This window comes from Nostoc sp. (assembly GCF_036917375.1).
In the GTDB taxonomy this organism is placed as follows: domain Bacteria; phylum Cyanobacteriota; class Cyanobacteriia; order Cyanobacteriales; family Nostocaceae; genus Nostoc.
On sequence record NZ_JBALDN010000066.1, the window covers coordinates 101308 to 107307 of the forward strand.

A 6000-nucleotide genomic window follows, 5' to 3' on the forward strand; every position below is an offset into this window, starting at 1 on the left:
TGCAATTCTTAAGAGAGTGTACGTAGGTGGGAACCCAACCACATTACACCCTCTTAAGTCGAGGTTAAGCTTTAATGTTTTTGCTCGATCTTACCTTTCTTTTCATGAACAAGCCAATAGTGCCAAGAAGAAGTGTGCTACCTAAAGTACTAGGTTCAGGTACTTGTCGATAAGAAACTATACCGGAATCGGGAGTTTCGGAGGAAACAGAAAATAATGTTCCAGCAATGTCGTAACTTTTGTCAGGATTAGCTTTGTCAAGGAAACTGTACAGCAATCCAATAGGTGCGTTATCTGCTAAGGATACAGTTGGAAATGCAACGGGATAATCTGGATATTCAACATCATCGTTTGCGGTGTAAATATTGGGATCGTTATCGAATTGAAAACTTAGCGATTGAACTGGCGCTACTGGGATATTATCATTACTGAAAGTTGAGTCGTCAAAGCTAAATAGACCGTTACCTTTAGCAGTAGAACTATCAACATTGAATGCATAATTAAGAATTGCAGCCGATGCAGATTTAGTGGTTAAGGTAGCTAAACTCAGAACCAGACTAGTAGCGATCGCTAATTTTTGAATCAATTTCATCTCAATTTTCCTGTTGCATTAGATAAATAAACTATTTAAACCTTGTAGAGACGTAGCAATGCTACATCTCTACTTTTTTACCAAATGTCTAAGACTTACTTCTTAGCGCCAGTAGAGTTATTCGTTTGACTCAATTGCCAATTTTTTAGAAGTCGATCGCGGTTTTGCCGTAAGTCTTTACGGTTACGTTCTTTAGGATAAGGAATATTATCGCCCTTAATTCCTTCCCAAAGAATTTCGTTGAATTCTTCTGCATCGAGGTTGTCTTCACCGATAAAATTGAAACCCTTGGTTATAGCAGCCCACCATTTTGCATCATTTAGAATGGGCACAGCTGCTGTATTTTCAACATTGGGGTCTTGGCAAGCTGGTACTAGTTTCGGATCTACAGGTTTAGCACACAAGTTACCTGGCACAATAGCTGTGTAAGGCTCAAAATTCGGTTGTCTTGTGAAGGCATCTGACATTGGTTGAGCATTAGCATCAGTAATTGCCAAATAGTTAATGTTTAACAAATCCTCCATTGTTCGCAATATATTAATGGTGTTGTAGTTAGTCCTAATGAGCGCACCCCGTTTTGTATAGGGCGAAATAACGTAGGCTAACGAACGGTGGGAATCAACATGATCTGGCCCATTCTGGGAATCATCTTCAATGATGAAAATTGCTGTTTCTTTCCACTCCGGTAGATGAGAAATTTTCTCTACCAGCTTGCCAATAGCATAGTCATTATCTGCCATTTGCAATTCAGGAGTATTTAGTCCAAATAAAGCAGTGCCAAAGGAACCAAAATGATCGTGAGATAAACGCACAAGCATTAAATTGGGTAATCCATTTTGCTGAAGATCCCTTTCCCATTCCTTGTACAAATAAGTATCAGCATTATTTTGATCGAATGACCGGAAGTAAAGATCGGTTTTATCCAACAATGCAGTTTTAGTAACGGGAGCTTGAGGAATCTTGTCAGCGTAAGGGGTTGCAGAAATGGGGATATAAGCTGGGTTTTTCGGATCGGGTTTAGTTGGATCGGTTTGAGTAGTGGTGTAAGGAATTCCGTTATCAACGAAGAAACCGTAATTGCGTACAGTCTTGCCAGCACGTAGCGCCGTATCCCACAGATAACCACCAATGGCATCCGGCTTGAGATTACCATCTCCTTCGGGAGCATCAACATCCCTGTCTCCAGGTAATATGGAAGACTGCCCAGAAGGATCTAAAACTCCTGTTATACGGGTATTGATTGGCGAGTTATTCGAGGAAGTTTGCGGTAGTCCAAGACTGATATTCCGATTTGTACCTTCGTAATCGTAGGTTAAGCCGTTAAAGCCAGCGTTACCGTAAAGAACTGATTGACTTTTTTCGGTGTAGTCTGTTGTACGACCGTAAGTAGACCAGTTCCAACCTACTCCACTGGATTCGCCACTGTCGTAGAAGTTATCAAAAGTTGCAAAGCCAAGAGACAGCTTGTGATGGTTGGGTGAAATCTTGTAGGGAAATAAGGTAAGTGCTGGATCGCCATTACCAATAGGTAAGTCACCGAGTACCTGGTCATAAGTACGGTTTTCTTTAACTATGTAGATAACGTGCTTAATTTTGCCTTGTAAATACCTCATTATCCGGTCAGGACGACGATTATAAAAACCGTTGTTTTTGTCTACCTGCGTTGAAAGGATAGCCAAAGTACTGCTACTTGGCACTGGAATAATTGAGATACCAGCTTTTTCTAAAGCCCAGGTGTAATCGTTTTTAAAATTAGTGTTACGTGCAAGTCCTGCTGGTGTCGTCCGACTGTTTGACGGGTTGGGGCCGGAATTACTTTTAGCATTGACAACGTAAAGTCTTTGACCATCAAGGCTGACACTTACAGAATTAGGATACCAGCCAGTGGGGATGCGTCCATTCACCCGACCACTTTGCAAGTCCACAACAGCGATCGCATTCTCGCCGCCTAGAGTAACATAAAGTGTTCGTCCATCTGGGCTGAGAGTTAAAGAGTTGGGATTAGCACCTTTGTATTTATCACCAGAGCGAGACAGAGAGATGGTTTGAACAACCCGATTGCTATTTGTATCAATGACTGAAATCGAGTCATCGTTACCATTAGCTACGTATAGTCGATCTCGATCGGCCGAAAGCAGTACTTTGTTTGGCTGGCTACCTATTGGTATACGGGTGATTTTTCCAGAAGTAATTTCGACAGCAACTACTTCGTCATCGCGCTGGCTACTAATAAAAACTTTAGCTGCTTGACCTTTTTCGGTACTTTTGATAGCGACATCAAAAGGAAATTCACCAGTTGCTATTTTATCACCTGCTCTAAAGAACTTAATTTCTTTAGTTACTTTACGGGTAGGAGTGTCAACGATTGATATAGAGTCATTCTCAAAGTTTGCAGCCACTAAGGTTTTGCCATCCTGACTAACTGCAATACCCGCTACAACTGCTCCTGTACTCACAGCCTTAGCTGGCGTATCCTTCAACAAACCACCATCGTATTTAGGGAAGGGTGCAGTTTGGTCAGAATTGTGACCTAGTAAAATAAAAGGGGCATCTGGTACGTACTGACTACCATTAGACGCATAAACATACACGCGATCGTCAATTCCACCTGATACAAAGAAGCGTGAGCTATCTTTAGCCCAAGCCAAACCGTTATAGGTATTAGGAATATTAATTTGTTGTTTTTTAACTAACTTACCGCTAGTGACATCATAAACAAAAACCCATTCTGCTTTGGGGGTTGTTGTACTACTTGGCTTACCAGTTAGCGGGTCTAATACAGGATAAGTGAAAGTACTACCTGTATTTTCATCCTTGAAGTTTTGGTTATAACCACTGGTAAGCACTAGTAAAGTTTTTCCATCAGGACTGAGGGCTGTGCTTACGGCTTCAGCAGCATCAGCATTATCATCTGTACGTAAACCAGTTCCTAAAGGTGCAAACGTCGAGCCTGGTGCTGCTGCGGGCGTGATGATTTGACCTGTAGGTAGCAAAGCTGCTCCACTCTCTGAGTTACCAACGGGTCTGGTAGTTCCAGCGCTAGCTGATTGGATACTTGCACTCAAGCTACTTAACAGCAAAAGACTTAATAGATACCCTTGGTTTCTACTAGTTTTCATGCAATTTTTCTATAATAGGGATAACCATAACTATTCAAGTACAGATATTTATAGTTAATGGTTAAGGTATGAGTAATTTTTGGTTATATTTTGGTAGTAGTAAATTTTATCTAGTTAAGTTTTTTTTAAATACTTTGTTTGATTTTTGACGTTATCGATCGGAAATATCAAAATTCAGTTTTATTTCTAAAGTTGATAAAATTAGTTGCTAATATTTTTATTTTTGAATTATTAATTTTACTGTTGAAGTATAACTATGTAATTTTTACATTTTAGACTTTATTTTTACTAATTTTTATATATAAAATGGTTTTTATTTGTTTCTTTTTAGCAGATTATGAATGCTACTAGTAAGAGTTTTATACAAACTTTAATCTTTTCATTTAATCTAAGCTTAACTTTTACTTAACTACTGGTAATAGATACTAAAAAAGTCAAAAAACTGACAATATTTTTTAATAAATACTGTCTTTTCGCAATAGAACTGATATGCTCAACAAAAGTCTCATTTTGTCATTGTTGGTGTTTTTTGCAATGGCTCCTGCTGCGAATGCAGAGGTGAAATTGATTGCAATTGGGAGCCTAGATGGTAAAATTGGCGATCGCTCCACCGACACATCTGCTCCTTTGGAAAACGGCGTTGCGGGAAATCTCTTGGGTGGTCTAGGGTCGGGACTAGCTTACGCTGGCAATAATACCTTTATTGGTATCCCAGACCGAGGCCCAAATGCGGTGGCATACAACAGCGCTGTGAGTGATACAGCATCCTATATCAACCGCTTCCAAACTATCAAACTGAAACTTGTACCAAGCGAACTTGGTTCAGCGTTGCCTTTCACCCTTACCCCTTCCTTAATTGACACAACTCTGCTGTTCAGCAAAGACCCTCTTTACTACGGAAGTGGTGCGGGATTGGGTGTACCTAGCGGTGTACCAGCCTTAAATACCAAGAATAAAAACTATTTCACTGGACGCTCAGACAACTTCAACCCCAGCCAAATCTCCACATATTCCAACAATGCGCGTTTCGATCCTGAAGGAGTGCGTGTATCTAATAGTGGAGAGCAGATATTTATCTCGGATGAATACGGCCCCTATATATATGAATTTAATCGCAATACAGGTAAGCGGATGAGGGTCTTTAACCTACCTAGCAAGTTTGCAGTCAGCAACTTGAGTCCCGTTAGTGATACAGAGATCAGTGGTAACACCTCCGGTCGAGTTGCCAACAAAGGTATGGAAGGACTGGCAATTACTCCCGACGGTAAAACCTTGTTTGGCATTTTGCAAAGTCCCCTGCTCCAGGACGGTGGGACTAATGGTGCTTATACCAGAATTGTCAAAATTGATATTGCCACAGGTGCTACTCAGGAATACGCTTATCAACTAGATAATATTGGTACGGCGGCTAAACCGAAGTATCCCACAGTTAGTGAGATTTTGGCCATTAGCGATCGCCAATTCCTAGTAGATGAACGCGATGGCAAAGGGTTTGGCGACGGCTCTAAGGCTGCCTTCAAGAAAATCTATCGGATCGATCTGACGAATGCTCAAGAAGTAAGCAATATCACCGGGGAAAACAACCTTGTTGGTAAGGCAGTAAGCAAGACCCTATTCCTTGATGTGGTAGCTGCACTAACTCAAAACGGCATCAAAGAAGAGGACATTCCTGCCAAGCTTGAAGGTTTGGCTTTCGGAAAAGATGTGAAGATCGACGGAGTGGAAAAGCATACATTATTCATTGCCAATGACAACGATTTTCTAGGTACTTTAGCACCGGATACTTACCATTCGACAAATGTTGACAACCCAAACAAGTTTTTCGTTTTTGCAGTTGACAGTACCGATCTGCCGGGTTTCGTAGCGCAGAAGATCAAAGGGGAAGACGAGGATAGCAGAGGTGATGATTGATATTCGGTTCAGTTGATACTTAATAGACATCTTCGAAAAAGAACGTAGAGACGTAGCACTGCTACGTCTCTACAAGAGTTCTGGGTAACGCATATTTAATTTCACCAGATATTTAATCATTAGAAGCTGTTAGAGTAGGCAAAATGCCCACTCTACATGCTTAATTATTTTCGCTTGTTTCCTAGTTTATTTAAGTAAGTCACCCATTGATTTTGGTGTATCGTTTATTTGTAGTTAATTATTTCTTTCTGTACCTTCCCCATGCGGAAACCGCTATAATAACCAGGGTTAGCGCGTCTCAAACCCTATTGACAAGCGGACTTGCCCGATCAGCAATCAAGTTGGAAACAAAGTGGCACTATCCGAGCTAGGGTAAGA

The 6000-nt window shown here is 40.8% G+C and carries 3 protein-coding genes; 1 reads left to right on the forward strand and 2 read right to left on the reverse strand.

Going from position 1 to position 6000, the window contains the following annotated elements; genetic code table 11:
• Positions 1-64: 64 nt before the first annotated feature.
• Positions 65-592 (reverse strand): PEP-CTERM sorting domain-containing protein, encoded by a 528-nt coding sequence (locus V7K45_RS18775; protein ID WP_335005990.1) that lies wholly within the window; start codon positions 590-592, stop codon positions 65-67.
• Between the two features lie 95 nt (positions 593-687).
• Positions 688-3711 carry a beta-propeller fold lactonase family protein gene (locus V7K45_RS18780; RefSeq protein WP_335005992.1) on the reverse strand — a complete coding sequence of 1008 codons (3024 nt, stop codon included), beginning with the start codon at positions 3709-3711 and terminating at the stop codon, positions 688-690.
• A 489-nt stretch (positions 3712-4200) separates the two neighbouring features.
• On the opposite strand from V7K45_RS18780, the gene V7K45_RS18785 reads away from it, so the two are divergent.
• Positions 4201-5622: an esterase-like activity of phytase family protein gene (locus tag V7K45_RS18785; protein ID WP_335005994.1), complete on the forward strand. Its 1422-nt coding sequence runs from the start codon at positions 4201-4203 to the stop codon at positions 5620-5622.
• Positions 5623-6000 lie beyond the last annotated feature (378 nt).